The organism is Candidatus Competibacter phosphatis, assembly GCF_012939995.1.
In the GTDB taxonomy this organism is placed as follows: domain Bacteria; phylum Pseudomonadota; class Gammaproteobacteria; order Competibacterales; family Competibacteraceae; genus Competibacter; species Competibacter phosphatis.
Genome location: NZ_SPMZ01000016.1, coordinates 92,310 through 111,340 on the forward strand (window position 1 = coordinate 92,310; position 19,031 = coordinate 111,340).

A 19,031-nucleotide genomic window follows, 5' to 3' on the forward strand; every position below is an offset into this window, starting at 1 on the left:
GGGAATCTTTGCTGTGGCGCGATCGCCATCGCCACTCATCATAAGAAAAGGAAATAAATATATAGATATTAATTCCTTTTGGATTTATGGAGTTTGTTGCTAATTTATCGATGAAAAGTCGGGCATGCGAGCAACCGCTTCCCCCATCTTTCGTCGGAACGAACAAGGAAACACGCGATGAATCAGGCACAGGAGCAGGCGAACGTTCATGTTCAGGGAACGGTCGCGCACCCGTGGTTCGATCTAGCGGAAATGAATCGCGAACTGGCCGTGGCGCCCGCCGAGCAACGGGTTGCTTGGGTGCTAGAGCATTTCCCCGGTCGCGTCGTGTTGACCTCCAGCTTTGGCGCCCAGTCGGCCGTCTGCCTGCACATGGTCACCTGCCAGCAACCCGATATTCCGGTCGTGTTGGTCGATACCGGTTACCTGTTCCCGGAAACCTACCAATTTATCGATGAATTGTCCGAACGGTTGTCGTTGAATCTCCAGATCTATCGCGCCGAACTCAGCGCGGCCTGGCAGGAAGCCCGCTATGGCAAGCTGTGGGAGCAGGGTTTGGAGGGGATCGAACGCTATAACGGGCTCAACAAGGTCGAGCCGATGCAACGGGCGCTCAGGGAGCTGGAGGCGGCGGCCTGGATTTCCGGCCTGCGCCGGCAGCAGGCCAAGAGCCGCCAGCATCTCGACGTGCTGTTATGGCGCAACGGCCGCTGCAAGGTTCACCCCTTGATCGATTGGACCGATCGCGATGTCTACCGCTACCTGAGCCAGCACAATTTGCCGTATCACCCATTATGGCATCAGGGCTATGTCTCCATCGGCGACACCCATACCACCCGACGCTTGCTGGACGGCATGAGTGAGGAAGAAACCCGCTTCTTCGGCCTCAAGCGCGAATGCGGTCTTCACGAGCATGTCTGACGGATCAAGCCAGCCGCATGTATTTGGGTGACGAGTCAAGCGAACTGGATCACCGAACTCGATCAGCCGAAAAGCTTCGCTTCGGCCACCGGCGCCGAAATTGCCTTGAGCGTGGCTTTCTCGCTGGCATTTCCTTCCGTGTATCGGCGAACATAAGAGCTCGCCGGGCCTGACAGGCACCGGTAATCCGATCGCCTCAGGGTGATCGCTTTCCGCCCCGCCTTTGCGTTTGAGACCCGGAATGCTGCTTGATGACACTGACCGCCATGCCCTACGCCGGCAAGGCCGTTTCCTTTTCGCCGCTTTCAAGCAGCCGCATCGGGTGCTGAGCACCTGCCGGATCAACGGCGGGTTTCGCGAAGACCTGACCCACATCGCCAATCACCAAAGCTGCGAAGCCGTCGCCCACATCGCCCGCCATGCCTCGGTATTTCGCCTGGGGCCGGATGCTTATCATGACTTCGCCTGCGCCGAAGCCGATTTGCCTCCCGCCACCACGGCGCTGATGACCACCGCCGCCAACATGCAATGCGCGGTGGTGGCGCGCGCCGCCCACGCGGAACTGGCGGTGCATGTCGCCGCCACCGCCGGCGTGCTCGGCAACGCCACCCGCGCCGGCGACCCGGCCGGTTGGCACGAACGCCCGGACGGCAGCGAGCGGGTGAGGCAGGTCGCCGCCAAGCCGCCGCCTGTCGAGGCCGGTTCCGGCACCATCGTCACCCTGGTTTTCATCAATCGGCCCTGTACGCCGGCTTGTCTGGTCAAGGCGGTGGCCGTGATCACCGAAGGCAAGAGCACGGCGCTGCTGGATCTGCGCCTGCCCAGCCTGCAATCGTCGGGACTGGCCACCGGAACGGGTACCGACCAGTTGGCCATCGCCGCGCCGCTGGCGCGGGCCGGCGAATGGGAGCGGCACTGGGCCAGCAGCCACAATACCTTGGGCGAATTGCTGGGGCGAGCCACTCACGACGCGGTCACCCGCTGCCTGTTGTTGCAGAACGGGCTGTGCCCGGAATTGCGACGCACGATCTGCGGCGCCCTGAGCCGCCACGGTTGCGACGAAGCCACCCTGCGCGCTTGTGCCGCGACCGAACTCGACGCCGGCTTGGCGCAACTGTTCGCCGACAACCTTCCGGCATTGCTGCATGACCCGCAGAGCGCCGCCGCCGCGTATGGTCTGGCCGAAAGCGTGGATTTGGCGCGAGCCGGCGTGCTGCACTTGGAAGTGGCGCGGGAAGCGATTCTCAATCAGGCCGCGCTATTAGCCGCGACAGTGGCGGTGAAGCCGGAGCGATTCGCCGAGTTTCGCGAGGTACTGCGCGGGCGACGGGACGCCGAGCCGGGTGTGTTGGCGGCGTTGGCGGTGGTGCGAGGATTCGCGCGAAAATGGAACTAGGCGCTCACTTCGCGCTCGTCCTGATCGCTTGCCTGCTCGATGCCGCGTTTGGCGATCCGGTTTACCCGCAGCATCCGATCCGGCTGCTGGGAGCCTGGAGCTTGGCGTGGGAACGGTGGCTGTTCGCCGCCGGCCTGAACGGTTATCTGGGCGGTCTGCTGCATTGGCTGTTGGTGGTCGGCGGTGTCCTGGCGGCTTGGTGGGCGGTGCGGTGCGGTCTGGGCTGGTTTCATCCCTGGCTGGCCTGGGCCTGGGATGTGTTCCTGGCCTACAGTCTGTTGTGCATGCGCGATTTGCTGGCCCATGGCCGACGCGTGCTCGATGCCCTGGACGATCTTCCCACCGCCCGCCGCCGCTTGAGCCTGTTGGTGGGTCGGGACACGGCGGCGCTGCCGCGCGACGGCATCGTGCGCGCCACCATCGAAAGCCTATCGGAGAACCTCACCGACGGCGTGTTGACCCCGCTGTGGGCCTTGTGCCTGTTCGGCCTGCCGGGGCTGATCGTGGTCAAGGCGGTGTCCAGTCTCGATTCCATGGTCGGGCATAAAAATGCCCGTTACCAGCGCTTTGGCTGGGCCGGGGCACGGTCCGACGATCTGGTGCACTGGCTGCCGGCACGCCTGTCCGTGCCGCTGGTCGCGGCGGCGGCAGCCCTGCTGCGCCTGCATCCAGGATCGGCGTTCCGGGCCGCGTGGCGCGATCACGCCCTGCTGCCCAGCCCCAACTCGGGTTGGAGCGAAGCCGCCTGCGCCGGCGCGCTGCGGGTACGGCTGCTTGGGCCGATTCGTTACGGCGGTCAACTGGTCACCGAAGCGTTCATGGGCGATGCTGATTGGCCCGCCGATCTGGACGGCGCCGATCTGCGGCGAGCCTTGCGTCTGATCCTGGTCTGCGATCTGTTGGCGGTGGCCGTCGGCCTGACGCTGATCCCGCTCCGGGTACTCATGCCGTGGTGAGCGAACGGGCACCGTTCGTGGGAGGCGCGGGGTGAGCCAGGCCATGCACGGCGGCAGAATTGACTTGGCGTGCCTGACTTACGGCGGCGAGGCGCGGGACTGGCTCGATTTCAGCGTCAATCTCAATCCCTACGCGCCGCTGCTGAGTGCGACAATCTGGCGACGGATCGGTGCCGCCGCCGGTTGCTACGGCGATCCCGCGGCGCGCGGACTGCAGGATCGCTTGAGCCAGTATTATGCGGTGCCCCCGCCATGCCTGCTGCCCACGGCCGGTGGGAGCGAGGCGCTATATCTGGCGACACGATTGTTCGCGGGCAAAACCGTGCTGGTGGCCGAGCCTGGGTTTGGCGATTACGCTCGGGCGGTGGCGGCGGGTGGTGGGATAGCCATTCGTCATGAGATCTTCCACCTGCACTTCAGCGGCACTCCCGCAGCCATTCTCGCCCGGCTCGACCGCGCCATCGCCGCTCATCGACCCGCCTGCGTGCTGTTGGGCAACCCCAATAACCCGACCGGTCACGGCATTCCGGCCCGCGAATTGGGCGCACTCATCCATGCCCACGACTGCGCCTGGATCGTGGATGAAGCCTTCAGCGAGTTCGCTGGCGTGGACCCGCCGCATTCTTTGTTGCCGCGCCTGGCCGAGTTACCTCGTCTGCTGATCGCCCACTCCCTGACCAAGAGCTTCGCCGTGCCGGGCTTGCGGATCGGCTTTCTCGCCACGGCCTCGCGCGCTTGGTTGGAGCGCCTGGCGGATCTGCAACCGCCCTGGAGCGTGAGCAGCTTGGTCCAGAGCTGGGCTGAGATTGTGCTGGCCGCCGAGGCGCGGACGGCCTTGGAAGAGGGTCTACATCGACTGGCGCGGGCGCGGGCACACTTGCTCGCCGGCCTCGGTGCGATCGGTGGTTTGCGGCCATATCCCAGCGCCGCTAACTTCATTCTGGTCGAACTGCTGGGTGGACTCTCGACCGGCGAACTGTCGGAACGGCTGGCCGCGCGGCGCATCTTGATCCGGAGCTGCGATTCGTTTCACGGGCTGACGCCGGGTCGCTTCTTCCGGCTGGCGGTGCGTCGTCCCGCCGACAATGCCCGGTTGCTTGCCGCCCTGCGGGACTGCGTGCCATGAAGCGGCGTCCGCCAGCCAAAGATTCGCAGATGGAGCGGAAGGACTGGGCGAAGCCGTCCGGCCCTTCCGCGCGGCTTGCGATGGCAAGCGTCCGTCGGAATTACCAGGTCAATGTTTTCGTGCCATCCTTGAACAGGGCGCTGCCGGTCAGCTCGGGTTTGCCCACCTGAATTCCCGGCAGCAGGTCGGCTTCCGCGACGCCGTAATGTTTCATGCACATCGGACAAGCGATGACCACACCGCCTTTGCTCAGGATTTCACCCAGTTTCTTTTGCGGTTCGCCGTATTTCGTGGCGTTGGCCTTGGCGCCGACGAAGACGCCCTTATCGTTCAGAAAAACCGTCAGCGGGTGCCCCCGCTCCATTTGCGCCTTGCCGAAAGTGATCGCCATGTTGGCGCGATGAGCGTCGTCGGTGGTCATGTTCACGAACAGCGGGTCCGTGTCACCGGCGAACGCCGGCGCGATGATGCCGCCGACCAGCAGCGCCACGACGACCAGCAGATTTTGTAAAGCTTTCATCCATGCCTCCTCATCGAATGATTTTGGATAAAAAGTCATGACAGGCTCATGCCTGTCGGCAACGATTATCCCCCGGATGAAACCCTCGTTCACCTTACGGGATTGCATGGGGTTTCCACCGCCGTCCGGCCGCTCGCCGGGATAGGCATCCGCAAGCGTTGCATTCCGCGCGGCCGCGCCGTATATCCAGAACCATCCAGGCCAGGAGCAACGACGATGCCGACCCATCTTTCACGGTATTTGTTCGAACCCGACTCCGTCGCGCTGGTCGGCGCCAGCGAGCGACCCGGCTCGCCAGGCGCGGTGCTGACCCGCAATGTGCTGGCCGGCGGCTTCAAGGGTGATCTGTTCCTGGTCAACCGCCGGCATCGACGCGTGCAGGGGGTGCCAGCCTTCCGGCATCTGTCCGAACTGCCGCGTACCCCGGAATTGGCGATCCTCGCCACACCCGCCACCACCCTCCCGGCGCTGCTGGCCGAGCTGGGTCGGCGCGGCACCGAGGTTGCGGTGGTCGTCAGCGCCGCCAATTCGGGTAAAACCAATAGGACGGCGGACCCGTATCCCGCCCTGCTCGCGGCGGCCAAACCGCACGGGCTGCGTGTGCTCGGCCCAGACAGTCTCGGCCTCATGGCGCCGCGCGCCGGTCTCAACGCCTCGCTCGGCCATCGTTTCCCGCCGCCCGGCCATCTGGCGCTGATTGCCCAGTCGGGGATGATGTTGACGCCGGTGCTGGAATGGATGGCCAGCCGGGGCATTGGCATCTCCGGCATGGTCGCGCTGGGCACCGGCATCGATATCGGTTTCGCCGAATTGTTGGACGAATTCGCTGACGACCCCAACACCCAGGCCATCTTGCTGTGTCTGGAGGCGCTCCCCGTGGGCGCGGCGGGAACGAGTGTCGAAATCGCCCGATCCTTCCTGTCGGCGGCGCGGGCGGCGGCACGGGTCAAACCGGTGCTGGTGGTGCGCGCCGGTCGTGGCGGCGATCCGGTCTCGCATCAGAGTGACGCCGTATACGACGCCGCTTTTCGCCGGGCCGGCATGCTGCGGGTGCAATCGCTGCGCGAGCTGTGCTGGGCCGCCGAGACGCTGGCGCTCGACCTGCCGGTAAACGGCGACCGGTTGGCCATCGTCGGCAATAGCCGAGAACTGGGTCTGCTGGCCACCGATACCCTGCTGGCGGAAGGCGGGCGGCTGGCTCGGTTCTCGGGCGCGACCGAAGCGGCGTTACGCCCGATTGTGCCGGGCGCCACGCCCGACAACCCGCTCGATCTGGGCCGCGACGCGGGCCGTTCCCGGTTCGCCGCCGTCCTGGATATCCTGCTGGAAGCGCCGGAAACCGACGGTGTGTTGATGCTGCACGCGCCAAACGCGCTGGTTGCGGTCGCCGATGGTGCCGCCGCCGCGATCGAAGCCATCGAACGGTATCGCGCGCACGGTGGCCAACGACTGGGCATGTTGACCTGCTACTTGGATATCGACAATGCCCGCGCTGTTCGGCGGCGCCTGCTGGCGGCGCGCATTCCCGCCTACGACACGCCGAACGACGCGATCCGGGCTTTCATGCAGCGCTGGCGTCAGCAGCGGAACCGGATCGCGTTGCTGGAGACGCCGCCGGATCGGTCAGATCGGTTCGACGCCGACCCCACCGTCGCGCGCCGGATTCTTCGGCGAGCGCTGGCGGAAGGTCGCGAGCTCCTGAGCGCTTCGGAAACTTCGGCGTTGCTGACGATGTACGGTATCTCGCCGCAAACGGCGGCATCGGCTTCGACCGCCCAGCCCACCGCGCCGGTACTGCTGGATCTGGCGATTCGTATGGTCGTCGATCCGGTGTTCGGACCCGTGCTGCTGCTGGGGCTGGGCGGAGGCGCCGCCGTTTTGTCCGACGAAGTCGTCGCCGTGTTGCCGCCGCTCGATCCGGTATTGGCGCGGGCAGCGCTCGCGCAAACTCGAATCCAGCGATTGTTGCAAAGCGCCGACGCAGGCAAGGATTTGCTGGACGATGCGGTCCTATTGCTGGTCAAGGTGGCGCGGCTGATCGTCGATCTGGCTGAGATCGTCGAATTGGCACTGAACCCGATCGCGGTCACCGCCACCGGCGTGGCGATGGGCACCGCCAGGGTCCGCGTCGCGACCGCCATGGCGCCTGCTCACGGCCGGCTGGCGATTCGGCCCTATCCTCGGGAATTGGAGGAAACCCTGTCGCTGCCGGACGGTTCCACGCTGTGGATTCGTCCGGTGCGACCGGAGGATGAACCAGGCTTTATCGCCGGCTTCGCCCAGTTGTCGCGCGAAGAGGTACGGATGCGGTTCATGTACGTGGTCAAGGAATTGACGCATGCCGATGCCGCCCGCTTGACCCGGATCGACTACGATCGGGAAATGGCGCTGGTGGCGCTGCGTCAGCGAGTCGGGCAGGCGCCCGGGCTCTGTGGCGTGGCGCGGTTCGGCCACGGCTTCGATCGCGCGCGGGCGGAATTCGCCATCGTGCTGTTGCGCGACGCCACCGGCATCGGTCTCGGTAGCCTGTTGTTGCGCCGGTTGATCGACCATGCCCGCCGTCAGGGCATCCGCGAGTTGTTCGGGGAAGTCCTGCGTGACAACGAGTCGATGCTGAAACTGTGCCGGGCGATGGGTTTCACCGTCCGGGCCTGTCCCGACGATCCCGGCGTGATGATCGCTGCCCTGCCGCTAACCGGCTAGAACTGCAAGACCAGCGTCGCCAGGCCGCTGCCCAGCAGCGCCCCGGCCAGCACATCGCTGGGATAGTGTAGACCGAGCACCACCCGCGACAACGCTACCAGCACGGTGAACGGCACCACCAGCCAGGCCAGCGCGGGGTAGGCGCAAACCGCCACGATGCTGAACGACACCGCGTGCAGAGTGTGACCCGAGGGGAAGCTGTACTCGTCCAGTGGCGCCACCGAAGCCCGGATATGATCGTGGCGAGCGCAGGGCCGCAAGCGGGTGGTGCGGGATTTCAGCCACTTGTACAGCGCCAGCGCCAATGTCCCAGCCACCAGCATCCGTGCCACCACCGGCAAGGCCGTTTCGCCCAGAACGAACAGCAATGCCAGCATCAAGGTGTACCAGAACACGCCGTCGCCCAGACGACTGACCACAGCGAACAGCCGTTCCAACCCACGGCGCTGGCTGGCCCGGTTGAACCGTAGGCACCAGGCCAGATCCAGTTCCGCCAACCGTCGCAGCGGCATTGCTTCATGGACTCTGTTCATGGGGTTTGCTCCTCGTGGACCGACTCCAAATACCATTGCTCCAACCGTTGATAAATGCGCTCCCAATCGAACGCCAGCACCGCTTGGCGGGCCGCCTGCCCCAGGGTCCAACGGAGCGCGGAGTCGCCGGCCAGCCGACTCGCCGACTCGATGAACGCGGCCGGATCGTCGCACGGCGCCAGCAGACCGCTTTGGTCGTGGACGATGTGGCGGTGGGCGGCGGCGTAGTCGAAGGCCACCACCGCCAGCCCGCTGGCCATCGCTTCCAGGGTGACGTTGCCGAAGGTTTCGGTCAGGCTGGGGAATAGGAAGAGATCGGCCGACGCGTAATGCGCCGCCAGATCCGCGCCGATACGCATCCCCGGGAACACGATTTCGGGATGGCGAGCTTGCAGCCGCGCCGCCAGGGGGCCGTCACCGACCAATACCAGGCGGGTCGCGGGACGGATCGCGCGCAAGGCTCGGTATGCCGTCAATACCAATTGCAGGTTTTTTTCCGCCGCCAGCCGGCCCACGTACAAGGCCACCGGATCGCTTGGGCTCGCTCCCCAGCTCCGGCGCAGCGCCGGATCGCGATGGGCAGGATCGAACAGTCGGGTGTCCACGCCGCGCGCCAGCACCCGCAGTCGATGAAAGCCCAAGGTTCGCAGTTCCGTCGCCAGTTCCTCGGTCGGTACCAGCGTGCAGTCGGTGCGGTTATGGAAACGGCGCAGGTAGGCGACGATGGAGCGCGCCAGCAAGCCCATGCCGTAATGCCGGCTGTAGGCGTGAAAGTTGGTGTGAAAGCCGGAAAAGACCCGTAGGCGCAGACGGCGGGCCACCGCCAGCGCCGAATGACCCAGCGGACCCTCGGTCACGATATGCACCACATCCGGCGGAGCCTGACGCCAGCGCTCCAGCAGCAGGCGGCCAGCGGGAAAACCGATGCGCATTTCCCGGTAGAACGGGATGGCGGCGCCGGCCACCGGCCACACGTCCAACGCTCCGTCGCGGCGGGGATCGTCGCGCGGATGCTGGCGCGGCCGGATCAACTGCACGGCATGGCCGCGAGCGAGCAGGCCATCGACCAGCCGGCCGACGGTCATGGCCACCCCATTGACCTCGGGGCCATAGGTTTCCGTGACTATGCCGACCCGCAGCCGACGCAAACCGGCGTTGGGAAACAGCGGGGAAGGGATAGCGATCATGCCGGTACTATGGCCGGTTCGCGCAAAATTTTTATGAAGCCGGGATGATCATCCGATGACAGCGCGTGGAGCGGGCAAGGAGCCTCCGAACCCGGTCCGAGAAGCTTAGCTTAACGGCCGGGCGGACTCGGTGATGGCAAGCGGCGCGACAAATCGGGGAACCACACCTCGCCGGGTAGCAGACGCTGGGTCACGCCTCGGTAGGTGGCGCCATCCTGGATCAGTTCGACGAAGGGTCGAGGCGATGGGCAGAGCAGGAACAGTCCGACAACGGTCAGATAGAGCAGCACCGTGCCGATGGGCTGGTTGAGGCTGCCCAGGCTGAGCGCGGTGCCAAAGGAACTTTTCAGTAGTTTCTTGCCGAGCAGATCGACGCTGTAGAACTCATCCAGCAGCAGATGGACGATAAATCCCAGGGTGACGAAGGCGCCGCAAAGCCAGGCATGGATCACGGACGCATTGAAGGCATGGTAGGCGATGAGGGTGGTGGCCAGACCGAAACCGATACCCGCCGGAATCGAATGAATCAAGCCGCGATGGACGGTGAGGCGATCGAGCAGAGCGAATATGCCGTAACGAAGCAGCAGGAAACAGCCCAACCACAGCACCAGCAGTTCCACCAGCGAATAGCGCTGTCCGAAAGTGAAGACCAGCAGGAATCCCGCCACCACCGCTAGTGCCGCGAAGGCAATGCGGACCGGGATCGAGTTCGGCGAATCGATGTCGGGCAGCAGGCCGCCGATCACCCCCAGCACGAAATAGCCGATCACCGCCTGATGAGGGAACATCCCGGTCATCACCAGCGCGGTGGCGGTTACGCCGCTGACCGCCATCGCGCCCATCAGATGGGTGTTGAAATTCGCCATCCCTACGTCTTACCCCTCGCGTTCTTAGCCTTGCTCCAGCAGATTGCGCAGATCGATGATCGAGGCGTTGGCGCGCGAGATGTACGAGCCCATGATCAAAGAGTGATTCGCCATGGGTCCGAATCCGGTGCCGTTGAGAATGATCGGGCTCCAGATAAAACTCTGGGTGTTTTCCAACTCGCGAATGATTTGCTGAAAGGACGTCAAGGCGTTCTTCTTTTCGAGCACGTCGCGGAAATCGATTTCCAGCGCCTTCAAGGTGTGCAGCAGCGCCCAGGAATAGCCGCGCGCCTCGAAGAAGATATCATCGATCTGCAACCACGGAGTTTTGACTTCGACTTCATTCGGCGTAGGCGTCGACTGGTGGGCATGAATATCGCCGGCCAGATCGGTATTGATGCGCGTCTGTCCGACGCTGGCTGCCAGTCGTTGCGCCAAACTGCCCAGTCGTTTTTTCGACCACCGCCAGATAGGCATTCATATTATCGGCGCGGGTGAAGAATTGCCCGTCATAGGCTTTTTTCGTCCGCGAGTCGGTCCAGATAGTGATACAGCGCCTTGATGCCGTCGCGGTATTCCGATTCGGTCGCCGGAAAAATCCAATGGTTCGAGTCGTAATTGAACTTCGGTTCGGCGGTCTGCAAATCCTTGTCCTCGACTGACTGGGTCTGGGCACGGCTGAAATCGTTGCGCATGGCCCGGGTCAGGTCGCGCAGTTCGGTCAGCGCCCCGAATTCCCAATTGGGGATGTTATCCAGGTAGACGCCGGGCGGCGTGACATCGTTGCTGAGATAGCCGCCCGGTTTATCCAGCAGGGTTTCGGCGATGCGAATCGCCGTGGCGGTGGTTACATAACCCGGCACCAGTTTTTTCGGTTCGTTATGGGCTTTTTCCAGGGCATTTTTGTGCACGTCGAACTCACCGGGCGAGCGTGACCAGATGAAGCCCAGCACGATGACGACGATGACGTAGGTGGTCAGAAACAGACCGAGGGTCCACCATAGCCCTTTTTCTTTCCAGGTGCGCGGATGGTAGTACGTCGCCACTTTGGTGACTTTGTTGCCCAAGTTCGATTTTTTCGCGGATGCGGAGTCTTGCGGGTCCATTTCGTATTCCTTGGTTCGCTAGTCGGAATGGGTTCCAGGAGTTCACATCTGCCGGATTCGGGTCCGTTGCTCTTCCAGCTTGACAATAGCCGTTTGGAGTTCCGCTAGGCGGGTGCGTTCCTTTTCGACCACGGTGGCCGGAGCGCGGCCGAGAAAATCGGCGTTGCCCAGTTTGGCCGCGCCACGTTCCTCTTCCTTGCGCAATTTGGCGATTTCCTTGTCGAGGCGGGCGATCTCCGCCGTTTTGTCGATCAAGCCGGCCATCGGAATCAGAATGTTCATGCCGCCGACCAGCGCGGTGGCGGCCTCGGGAACCGGCGCGTGATCGTCCAGCCAGTCGATCGTTTCCAGCCGGCCCAGGGTGATCAGCGCCCGACGCTGCCGTTCCAGCCGCTGGCGATCGTCGCTCGAACCGTGTCGCAGCAGCACCGGCAGTGGCTTGCCCGGCGCGATATTCATTTCGGCGCGAATGCGGCGCACGCCCAGTAGGAATTGCTGGAGCCACTCGATGTCGGCGACCGCCGCGTCATCGACCAGCGTCCTGTCCGCTTCGGGATAGGACTGGAGCATGATGGAGTCGCCCGCCACGCCGGCCAGCGGCGCGACGCGTTGCCAGATTTCCTCGGTGATGAACGGCATCAGCGGGTGCAGCAGGCGCAGCAGGGTTTCTAGCGTCCGAACCAGGGTCCGCCGGGCGCCGCGTTGCGCCGCTTCGGAACTGGCGGGGTCGGTCAGCACCGGCTTGGATAGTTCCAGATACCAATCGCAAAATTCGTTCCAGGTGAACTCGTAGATCGCCTGCGCCATCTGGTCGAGACGGTAGCCTTGCACCGCCGCGTTGACCTCGTCGATGGTGCGTTGCAGGCGGGCCAGAATCCAGCGGTCGGCCTGACTGAGCTCGATCGCGCCGCCGTTCAGTCCGGTGTCCTTCCCCTCGGTGTTCATCAGCACGTAGCGGGCGGCGTTCCACAGCTTGTTGCAGAAGTTGCGGTAACCCTCGACCCGGCCCATGTCGAACACGATGTCGCGTCCGGTGGTCGCCAGCGCGGCGAAGGTGAAGCGCAACGCGTCGGTGCCGTGGGCGTGGATGCCGGCCGGAAATTGCTTGCGGGTGTCCTTCTCGATCTTGGGCGCCATCTGCGGCTGCATCAGTCCGCTGGTGCGCTTGGCTACCAGATCGTTTAGGTTGACGCCGTCGATGATGTCCAGCGGGTCCAGCACGTTGCCCTTGGATTTCGACATCTTGTTGCCGTCCTGGTCGCGCACCAGGCCGTGGATGTAGACCTCGCGAAACGGCACGTCGCCCATGAACTTCAGGCCCATCATGATCATCCGCGCCACCCAGAAGAAGATGATGTCGAAGCCGGTGACCAGCACGCTGGTGGGATAAAAGGTCTTGAGCGCCTCGGTGTTCTCCGGCCAACCGAGGGTCGAGAATGGCCACAGCGCCGAGGAGAACCAGGTGTCCAGCACGTCGGCATCCTGCTCCAGCGTCACTTCCGGACTTAGTCGGTGCTTGGCGCGGACCTCCGCCTCATCGCGGCCGACGTAAACCTTGCCTTCGGCGTCGTACCAGGCCGGGATGCGGTGACCCCACCAGATTTGCCGACTGATGCACCAATCCTCGATGCGGTTCAGCCAGTCGAAATAGGTCTTTTCCCAGTTTTCCGGGATGAACTTGATCTTGCCGGTCTTGACCGCGGCGATGGCGGGACCGGCCAGCGGTCCGGTTTTCACATACCATTGATCGGTCAGCAACGGCTCGATCACGGCATGGCTGCGGTCGCCGCGCGGCACCATCAGTTTATGCGGCCGGGTCTCTTCCAGCAGTCCCTGTTCCTCCAGATCGCCGATGATGTGCCGGCGGGCCTCGAAGCGATCCAGACCGCGATAGGCTTCGGGGGCGTTGTCGTTGATGCGGGCGCTGGGCGTGAAGATGTTGATCAGCGGCAGGCGATGACGCTGGCCAACCGCGTAGTCGTTGAAATCGTGGGCCGGGGTGATCTTGACGCAGCCGGTGCCGAAGGTCGGGTCCACGTACTCGTCGGCGATGATGGGGATATTACGTCCGGTCAGCGGTAGAACGGCATGCAGACCGATCAGATGCTTGTAGCGCTCGTCGTCGGGATGCACCGCCACGGCGGTATCGCCCAGCATGGTTTCCGGGCGGGTGGTGGCGACGATCAGATCGCCGCCGCCTTCGGCTAGCGGGTAGCGGATGTGCCACATGAATCCGCTTTCCTCGGCGCTGACCACTTCCAGATCCGAGACGGCGGTGTGCAGCACCGGGTCCCAGTTGACCAGCCGCTGGCCGCGATAGATCAGCCCCTCCTCGTACAGGCGGACGAACACCTCGCGCACGGCGGCGGACAAGCCATCGTCCATGGTGAAGCGCTCTCGTGTCCAGTCCACCGAGGCGCCCATCCGCCGCAACTGGCGGGTGATGGTGCCACCGGATTCCGCCTTCCAGGTCCAGACCCGTTCGATGAACGCGTCGCGACCCAGATCGTGGCGGGTTCGGCCCTCGCCGGCCAGTTGCCGTTCGACCACCATCTGGGTGGCGATGCCGGCGTGATCGGTGCCGGGTTGCCACAAGCTGTCATGACCCTTCATCCGATGATAGCGGGTCAGCGCGTCCATGATGGTGTCCTGGAAAGCGTGGCCCATGTGCAGGGTACCGGTGACGTTCGGCGGCGGGATCATGATGCAGTAGGGCGTGCCCTGGCCGCTGGGGGCGAAATAGCTCCGTTCCTCCCAAAAGGCGTACCAGCGCGACTCGATCGCGTGCGGTTCGTAGGTCTTGTCCATGGCGATTATCAATAGTCTGGAGGATCGGCGGCCTATGATCGTTCGGAATCACGGCATGATAAGGATTGTAGGAAACGCAGTATAACCCAGCTTGCTGGCGGTGAAGCCCGCGCCCGGCGGCAAAGAAAAACCCGCCGGCCGGCGGGTTTTTCAAGGAACGACCCAACGAGCGGCGTCTATTTTTTCTTGGCGGATTTCTTGGTCGCCGCCGGTTCCACGGAGATCGCCAGTTCCTCGACGTAGGTGAGCAGCACCTGGTCGCCGACATTGAGCCGACCGATGTTGACATCGGCTGGCGCTTTTACGGTCAAGGCGTTTTGCGGACCTGGAAGATAATCTTGCGGGTCTTGGGGTCGATCGCCAGGATATTGGCGATGATTTCGACGGTGTTGCGTACGCTGCCCGCCGGCCTTTGCCCTAGCGCGGCACGGTCGCCGCTCAGGGTTTCCCGGCGCGAGGTGATTCCACCGGTGGTATTCTGATTGATCCGTACCGCCACGGCCTCGGTGTATCTCATCACCACTTGGTCACCCACTCGAACCTGGGGCAGATTGCGCACCTCGTCGCCGACATGAACGGTAAAGGGCTGGCCGCCTTTCTGCTTGAGTGTCACCGTCCGGCTTTTCAGATCGACCGCCCGCACCGTTGCGGTCACGGTAATGGTTTCGCTGTCGGCGATTTTCGGTGCCGGCGCCATTTCCTGCTGGGGAGCGGGCGCTTTTTCCATTGCCGCCTTGTTTTTGTCCTGGCCCATCATGTTGGCGCAGCCACGGTCGTTAGCAGACTCACCATGCCCAGAACGGCCACGATACGTTCTTTCATGATACTTTTCTCCTTGGCGAGGGGTTGGTTCCCTCGAATAAACACGGTTGGGAAATCGAAACGGACTAATCGCTTACCTGAAGAGTGTTGCGGTCGCCCGACGCGATCGCAAGCAAAACTCGCGCGGAGTATAGCGGTACGGCGGTTGCCTGGCTCGGGATTTCGCGGGGCCAGGGCAGCGTTCGACCCGACCCGCGCGGAGCGTCATTCGGCGTCACAGCTTACTGAGTTGCGCATTGATCTCGGCGCTTAGGCGCTGCACCCAACCGTTGTAGTTGCTGTGAATGTTGACGCCGTCGTAATCCAGGTTGTTGCTGTCCCGGTACAGGATGCTGTAGGTCACCCGGTCATAGGGAATTTCGACCTGAGCCATGTGACTGCGCAGATAGAGCGTGCCGATGATCAGGCCGGGCCGGACGACTTTCATCTGCCAACCCTGCGCCGCTCCCGCCCGCAGGATGGCGCCGCGCACGTCGCCCAGCGAATAGCCGCGAGTGTCGGTCGTCACCGGCATGTTCTCGATGTTGTAGACCGGATTGCTGCGGCAGCCCACCAAGACCAAGGCCAGCAGGAACGCCAACGGGACCCATGTTCTCGGAATCATGCCTTACCCCCTGTATCTTGTTGTTTAACCAAAGCTTCATGATCGGATACCGGTAAGGGTAGTAGCCGCAGCGACCGGAGTAAACCTATCGGATACAGGCCGCGTCCGAGCAGTTCCCACGCCACCGTGGCGACGATGCGCAGGGTGTCCCGCCACGGTTGGTAATGACTGGGCCGACCTTGCGGGTGATAGATCGTCTCGATGGCCACCGTCGCCGGATAGCAGCCCAGCCGGGTGGCCTGAATCAGCAGCGCGCTCTCGAAGGCGAAGCCGCGCCGCCCGTTGTGGGGCGCGGAGGCGGCGCGCAAGAACGCGGCCGGATACAGCCGAAATCCGGATTGGGTATCGCGGATCGGATAGCCGGCCGCCCAGGAAATCCAGAAGTCGGCCATGCCGTTGGCGAAACGACGCAAGCCGGGCGCACGCTCGCGGCGTTCCAGCCGGGCGGCGACGATCAGCCGTCCGGGCTGGCGTCGAGCGGCGGTCAGTAGCTTCGGCATATCCTCGGGGCAATGCTGGCCGTCCGCGTCCAGGGTAATGACCGCGTCCGCGCCTTGCGCCAGCGCCGCCCCCATCCCGCGCCACAGCGCCGCACCCTTGCCCTGGTTGGCCGGCTGGCGCAACAGTTGCGCCCCCGCCGCTTCGGCCTGGGCGGCGGTATCGTCGCCGGAGCCGTCGTCCACCACGATCACCGTCTCCACTTGTCGTCGGGCACGATGGACGATGCCGGCGATGGTGGCGGCTTCGTTATAGGCGGGAATGACAACGGCGACCGGCATGATCGGCGCTCAAGCGATCCCGCCGTTGAGACCGATGATTTGCCCGGTCAGATAGCCCGCTTCCTCGGAAGCCAGGAAACCGACCAGGGCGGCCACTTCGTCCGGCGTCCCCGCCCGTTGCATCGGTACCAACCGCCGGATGGTCGCCGCGTCGAACACCGTTTCGGTGGCCTGACCTGCGATGATGCCCGGCGCGATGGCGTTGACGGTGATCCCGCGCGAGGCCAGCTCCAGCGCCAGCGTTCGGGTCGCTCCGTGCAGTCCGGCCTTGGCGGCGGCGTAATTGGTCTGGCCGCGATTGCCGATGACGCCGGTCAGCGAGGAGATGTTGACGATGCGGCCCCAGCGCGTGCCGAGCATTGGCAGCAGCAGCGGTTGGGTCACGTTGAAGAAGCCGTGCAGACACACCTCGATCGGTTGTCGCCACTGCGTTCCCGACATGCCGGCCATGGGCGCGTCGGCATGCACGCCGGCGTTGTTGACCAGCACCTGAATCGGCCCAGCCTGCAACAGCGACGCCAGCGCCTGGCGGGCCTGATCCTCGTCGGCGACGTCGAAGGCGACCGCTTCCGCCGAACCGCCCGCCGTTCGAATGGCATCGACCACCGCCGCCGCCCGTTCGGGATGTTGGTGGGCATGGACGATGACGTGCAGACCGTCACGCCCGAGGCGCTGGCAGATCGCCCGACCGAGATCACCGCTGCCGCCGGTCACCAGCGCTCGTTTCATGGCTCGATCTCCAGTTCCAGCCCTCCGCTCTCGCCGGTGGACAAGGTCACCCGGCTTGCGATCGAGTGAGCGATGGCCCGCAATAGCGGCAGACTCCGAGCGGCCGGATTGCCCAGCCGCAAGGCTTCGAGCTGGGGATCGTCCAAGCAGCTTGCCGGTCGTTCCGCGTTTCGTGTCAGACGCAGTGTCGCCAGTCGCCGCCCGGTCGGCGTCGGATTCAGCACCAGCGCCACGGCGAACGGGGCAACGATCTCCCGGCGTTCGGACAACGGAAACGGCGGGGGCAGATCGTAGGCGACCAGTAGTACCCGCGTCCGATCCGTCCAGGCCAGCGCCGCCGCTTCCATCAGGCCGGCGGCAAAGCTGTCGTCGTAGGCGGAGAGGCTCAGTGAAGCGGCGGCGCAGCGGGTGGCGATCGACCAGTAACCGGCGGGCGTGTTGTGCACCGAGTGGTGGAAGTGAGTCGGCGAGACCGGCCGGTCGGGCAGGGTCAGCGCCGCGCAGATCTTGTCCAATACTTCGCTGTCGCCGCCCGAGGAGGCCAGCACCGTTGGCGTGGTGCTTGGATCGATATCCGCATGCAGGGCCGCTTCCTGAGCGACTTGCAGCGCCAGTTTGACGGTGGCGGTGGTGCGACGCCGTTCGTTGGCCGGCAGCAGCGCGGCGATGGCGGTGGGCATCGCTTCGGCGACATAAGGCCGCGCGTCGCTCAGCACCGCCCGACCGTTCGGCCAGCCCGCCAGTCCCGGCGCCATCAGGCCCACGCCTTCCACTTGAAGTGTGTTCACGCGGCCCTCCGTCCGAACAACAGGCTGCAATTGGTGCCGCCGAAACCGAAGGAATTGCTGAGCGCCACGCGCAGCGGCTGTTCTCGATTGTCCAGCACGACGCCCGCGCCCAGATTCGGATCGATCCGGCGGGTGTTGAGCATGCCGGGAATCAGCGCGTGCTCTAGGCACAGCCAGACGAATGCCGCTTCGGTGATGCCGGCCGCGCCCAAGGTATGTCCGGTCCAGCCCTTGGTGGAACTGCACGGCGTGTCCGGGCCGAACACTCGCAGCACCGCTCGATCCTCGGCGGCGTCGTTCGACGGCGTGGCGGTGCCGTGCAGGTTGATGTAATCCACCTGCCCAGGGCGGAGTTCCGCCCGCGCCAGTGCCTGTTGCATCGCCAGGACCGCGCCGGCGCCCTCGGGATGGGCGGCGCTCATGTGATGGGCGTCGCTGCTTTCTCCATAACCCAGCAACAGGGGGCGCGCATCGTCCGGCTCGGCCCATTCCAGCAGCGCGAACCCGGCCGCCTCGCCGATGTTCAAGCCGTCGCGGTCGACATCCCACGGTCGGCAGGGTTGGGAAGAGGCCAATTCCAGAGCGTTGAAGCCGTACAGTGTAGTCAGGCACAGGCTGTCCACCCCACCGACCACAGCCGCGTCGCAGAACCCTACTTGCATGTGTCGGTAGGCGGAGGCGAAGGCCTTGGCACTGGACGAGCAGGCGGTGGAGACCGTCAGCACCACGCCGCGCAGCGCCAACCAGCGCCGGGTGAAATCCGCCGCCGAAAACAGATTATGGGTGTGTCGGTAGTCGAAGCCAGCCGGCAGGCGGCCGGTGGCGGGATCGCGCTGGCGGTAGGCGTGTTCGGTGGCGCCGATGCCGGAGGTGCTGGTGCCGATGAAAACGCCGATCCGGTCGGCGCCATGGCGTTCGCGGGCCGCGCGCACCGCCGCGCCGAACCGGTCCTGCTCCAGGCCCAGTCGCGCCAGCCGGTTGTTGCGGCAATCGAACGGCGCGAACTCTCCTGTCAGCGGGTCTTCTTCCAGACCGGCGACCCGCCCGATCCAGGTGGACAGGGCGGCGTCCTCGAAATCGCAGGGGCGCAACCCACTTTCCCCGCGACGTAGTGCCGTCAGCGAAGCGGCAATGCCTCGTCCCAAGGCATTGGTCACGGTATAGGCGGTGACCGCCAGCGGCTTGAT

The 19,031-nt window shown here is 64.5% G+C and carries 17 protein-coding genes and 1 pseudogene; 5 read left to right on the plus strand and 13 right to left on the minus strand.

What is annotated here, in order from left to right:
* Positions 1-177 precede the first annotated feature (177 nt).
* The 4 genes from E4P82_RS05885 (at position 178) to E4P82_RS05900 (ending at position 4,399) form a co-directional block, all read left to right on the plus strand.
* A complete protein-coding gene (locus tag E4P82_RS05885) occupies positions 178-921 on the plus strand; it encodes a phosphoadenylyl-sulfate reductase (protein WP_169248026.1) in 744 nt (247 codons plus the stop codon).
* 241 nt (positions 922-1,162) lie between these two features.
* Positions 1,163-2,317 carry an adenosylcobinamide amidohydrolase gene (locus tag E4P82_RS05890; RefSeq protein WP_169248027.1) on the plus strand — a complete coding sequence of 385 codons (1,155 nt, stop codon included), beginning with the start codon at positions 1,163-1,165 and terminating at the stop codon, positions 2,315-2,317.
* Positions 2,308-3,273 carry an adenosylcobinamide-phosphate synthase CbiB gene (gene cbiB / locus E4P82_RS05895; protein WP_169248028.1) on the plus strand — a complete coding sequence of 322 codons (966 nt, stop codon included), beginning with the start codon at positions 2,308-2,310 and terminating at the stop codon, positions 3,271-3,273. The genes E4P82_RS05890 and cbiB overlap by 10 nt, the downstream gene beginning before the upstream one ends.
* 43 nt (positions 3,274-3,316) lie before the next feature.
* The gene (locus E4P82_RS05900) at positions 3,317-4,399 is read left to right on the plus strand and encodes an aminotransferase class I/II-fold pyridoxal phosphate-dependent enzyme (protein ID WP_169248029.1); all 1,083 of its coding nucleotides are present in this window, start codon (positions 3,317-3,319) and stop codon (positions 4,397-4,399) included.
* Positions 4,400-4,499: 100 nt separating this feature from the next.
* On the opposite strand, the gene E4P82_RS05905 is transcribed toward E4P82_RS05900, so the two are convergent.
* Positions 4,500-4,919, minus strand: coding sequence for a DsrE family protein (locus tag E4P82_RS05905; RefSeq protein WP_169248030.1), 420 nt, complete (start codon positions 4,917-4,919; stop codon positions 4,500-4,502).
* Between the two features lie 216 nt (positions 4,920-5,135).
* On the opposite strand from E4P82_RS05905, the gene E4P82_RS05910 reads away from it, so the two are divergent.
* A complete protein-coding gene (locus E4P82_RS05910; RefSeq protein ID WP_169248031.1) occupies positions 5,136-7,622 on the plus strand; it encodes a bifunctional acetate--CoA ligase family protein/GNAT family N-acetyltransferase in 2,487 nt (828 codons plus the stop codon).
* On the opposite strand, the gene E4P82_RS05915 is transcribed toward E4P82_RS05910, so the two are convergent.
* The 12 genes and pseudogenes from E4P82_RS05915 to E4P82_RS05965 all read right to left on the minus strand — a co-directional run bounded on the left by E4P82_RS05915 (position 7,619) and on the right by E4P82_RS05965 (position 19,031).
* Positions 7,619-8,155, minus strand: a complete 537-nt coding sequence (locus E4P82_RS05915; RefSeq protein ID WP_246327387.1) for a phosphatase PAP2 family protein — start codon at positions 8,153-8,155, stop codon at positions 7,619-7,621. The genes E4P82_RS05910 and E4P82_RS05915 overlap by 4 nt on opposite strands.
* Complete coding sequence (locus E4P82_RS05920) at positions 8,152-9,342, minus strand: glycosyltransferase family 4 protein (protein WP_169248032.1); 1,191 nt, start codon at positions 9,340-9,342, stop codon at positions 8,152-8,154. Before E4P82_RS05920 ends, E4P82_RS05915 begins: the two co-directional genes overlap by 4 nt.
* Positions 9,343-9,452: 110 nt before the next feature.
* Positions 9,453-10,208 (minus strand): metal-dependent hydrolase, encoded by a 756-nt coding sequence (locus tag E4P82_RS05925; protein WP_169248033.1) that lies wholly within the window; start codon positions 10,206-10,208, stop codon positions 9,453-9,455.
* Positions 10,209-10,232: 24 nt separating this feature from the next.
* Positions 10,233-11,314 (minus strand): annotated as a pseudogene (locus tag E4P82_RS05930) (DUF2333 family protein).
* Positions 11,315-11,356: 42 nt separating this feature from the next.
* The gene (locus E4P82_RS05935; RefSeq protein ID WP_169248034.1) at positions 11,357-14,122 is read right to left on the minus strand and encodes a valine--tRNA ligase; all 2,766 of its coding nucleotides are present in this window, start codon (positions 14,120-14,122) and stop codon (positions 11,357-11,359) included.
* 176 nt (positions 14,123-14,298) lie between these two features.
* Positions 14,299-14,433 (minus strand): hypothetical protein, encoded by a 135-nt coding sequence (locus tag E4P82_RS22765; protein ID WP_281383654.1) that lies wholly within the window; start codon positions 14,431-14,433, stop codon positions 14,299-14,301.
* On the minus strand, positions 14,430-14,879 hold the full coding sequence (locus E4P82_RS05940) for a hypothetical protein (protein ID WP_169248035.1): 450 nt from the start codon (positions 14,877-14,879) through the stop codon (positions 14,430-14,432). Before E4P82_RS05940 ends, E4P82_RS22765 begins: the two co-directional genes overlap by 4 nt.
* Before the next feature lie 279 nt (positions 14,880-15,158).
* Positions 15,159-15,548, minus strand: coding sequence for a hypothetical protein (locus E4P82_RS05945; RefSeq protein ID WP_169248036.1), 390 nt, complete (start codon positions 15,546-15,548; stop codon positions 15,159-15,161).
* Positions 15,545-16,327, minus strand: coding sequence for a glycosyltransferase family 2 protein (locus tag E4P82_RS05950; RefSeq protein WP_169248037.1), 783 nt, complete (start codon positions 16,325-16,327; stop codon positions 15,545-15,547). Before E4P82_RS05950 ends, E4P82_RS05945 begins: the two co-directional genes overlap by 4 nt.
* A 9-nt stretch (positions 16,328-16,336) precedes the next feature.
* Positions 16,337-17,056 (minus strand): 3-oxoacyl-ACP reductase FabG, encoded by a 720-nt coding sequence (fabG, locus tag E4P82_RS05955; RefSeq protein ID WP_169248038.1) that lies wholly within the window; start codon positions 17,054-17,056, stop codon positions 16,337-16,339.
* Positions 17,053-17,844, minus strand: a complete 792-nt coding sequence (locus E4P82_RS05960; protein WP_169248039.1) for a beta-ketoacyl synthase chain length factor — start codon at positions 17,842-17,844, stop codon at positions 17,053-17,055. Before E4P82_RS05960 ends, fabG begins: the two co-directional genes overlap by 4 nt.
* On the minus strand, positions 17,841-19,031 hold the full coding sequence (locus tag E4P82_RS05965; protein WP_169248155.1) for a beta-ketoacyl-[acyl-carrier-protein] synthase family protein: 1,191 nt from the start codon (positions 19,029-19,031) through the stop codon (positions 17,841-17,843). The genes E4P82_RS05960 and E4P82_RS05965 overlap by 4 nt, the downstream gene beginning before the upstream one ends.

Bases quoted from the DNA above. Each gene is read 5' to 3' on its own strand.
- E4P82_RS05915 (WP_246327387.1), bottom strand. From the start codon at position 8,155: ATGAACAGAGTCCATGAAGCAATGCCGCTGCGACGGTTGGCGGAACTG.
- E4P82_RS05925 (WP_169248033.1), bottom strand. From the start codon at position 10,208: ATGGCGAATTTCAACACCCATCTGATGGGCGCGATGGCGGTCAGCGGC.
- E4P82_RS05885 (WP_169248026.1), top strand. From the start codon at position 178: ATGAATCAGGCACAGGAGCAGGCGAACGTTCATGTTCAGGGAACGGTC.
- E4P82_RS05900 (WP_169248029.1), top strand. From the start codon at position 3,317: ATGCACGGCGGCAGAATTGACTTGGCGTGCCTGACTTACGGCGGCGAG.
- fabG (WP_169248038.1), bottom strand. From the start codon at position 17,056: ATGAAACGAGCGCTGGTGACCGGCGGCAGCGGTGATCTCGGTCGGGCG.
- E4P82_RS05920 (WP_169248032.1), bottom strand. From the start codon at position 9,342: ATGATCGCTATCCCTTCCCCGCTGTTTCCCAACGCCGGTTTGCGTCGG.
- E4P82_RS05910 (WP_169248031.1), top strand. From the start codon at position 5,136: ATGCCGACCCATCTTTCACGGTATTTGTTCGAACCCGACTCCGTCGCG.
- E4P82_RS05935 (WP_169248034.1), bottom strand. From the start codon at position 14,122: ATGGACAAGACCTACGAACCGCACGCGATCGAGTCGCGCTGGTACGCC.
- E4P82_RS05905 (WP_169248030.1), bottom strand. From the start codon at position 4,919: ATGAAAGCTTTACAAAATCTGCTGGTCGTCGTGGCGCTGCTGGTCGGC.
- E4P82_RS05940 (WP_169248035.1), bottom strand. From the start codon at position 14,879: ATGATGGGCCAGGACAAAAACAAGGCGGCAATGGAAAAAGCGCCCGCT.
- E4P82_RS05945 (WP_169248036.1), bottom strand. From the start codon at position 15,548: ATGATTCCGAGAACATGGGTCCCGTTGGCGTTCCTGCTGGCCTTGGTC.
- cbiB (WP_169248028.1), top strand. From the start codon at position 2,308: ATGGAACTAGGCGCTCACTTCGCGCTCGTCCTGATCGCTTGCCTGCTC.
- E4P82_RS05950 (WP_169248037.1), bottom strand. From the start codon at position 16,327: ATGCCGGTCGCCGTTGTCATTCCCGCCTATAACGAAGCCGCCACCATC.
- E4P82_RS05890 (WP_169248027.1), top strand. From the start codon at position 1,163: ATGCTGCTTGATGACACTGACCGCCATGCCCTACGCCGGCAAGGCCGT.